Origin of the sequence: Nonomuraea sp. LPB2021202275-12-8, assembly GCF_037044575.1 — a bacterium.
In the GTDB taxonomy this organism is placed as follows: domain Bacteria; phylum Actinomycetota; class Actinomycetes; order Streptosporangiales; family Streptosporangiaceae; genus Nonomuraea.
This window is the reverse complement of record NZ_JBAHWD010000145.1, coordinates 1-584: the sequence shown is the minus strand read 5'-3', so window position 1 is coordinate 584 and position 584 is coordinate 1. Positions and strand designations below refer to the sequence as shown.

Genomic DNA, 584 nt, shown 5'->3' with positions numbered 1-584 from the left:
AGTGTGCTGGTTCAGGACATAGGAAACCCATGTCGCAAGACATAGGAAACTTCAGCAAGGTGTGTCTCGGGACATAGGCAACTGCCGCATCAACAGCGTGGGCGGTGTGTCCAAGGCCAGAGTTGTCATCACCGCCGTTGTCGTCGAGGGACGGTCCCAGGCAGAGGTCGCCCGCTCCTACGGGGTGTCCAAGGGCTGGGTGTCCAAGCTGGTGGCCCGTTACCGGGCCGAGGGCGAGGCGGCGTTCGAGCCGCGGTCGCGGCGGCCGAAGAGCTCGCCGAACGCGGTCGACGCCGGCACCGTCGAGTTGATCGTCCGGCTCCGCAAGGACCTCGCCGAGCAGGGCCTGGACGCCGGACCGGACACGGTCGCCTGGCACCTGCGCCAGCATCACGGGCGGACGGTGTCGCGGGCCACGATCAGCCGTTACCTGATGCGGTACGGCCTGGTCGTGCCCGAGCCGAAGAAGCGGCCCCGCTCGTCCTACATCCGCTTCCAGGCCGCGCTGCCGAACGAGACCTGGCAGGCCGACTTCACCCACTACCGCCTGGCCGACGGCACCGACACGGAGATCTTGTCCTGGC

General features: G+C 67.6%; 1 protein-coding gene. It reads left to right on the top strand.

The window, feature by feature from the left end; all coding sequences use genetic code 11:
* Positions 1-61: 61 nt before the first annotated feature.
* Positions 62-584 (top strand): helix-turn-helix domain-containing protein (locus V5E28_RS49100; protein WP_336217204.1); only part of this gene is annotated, 523 nt, incomplete at its 3' end.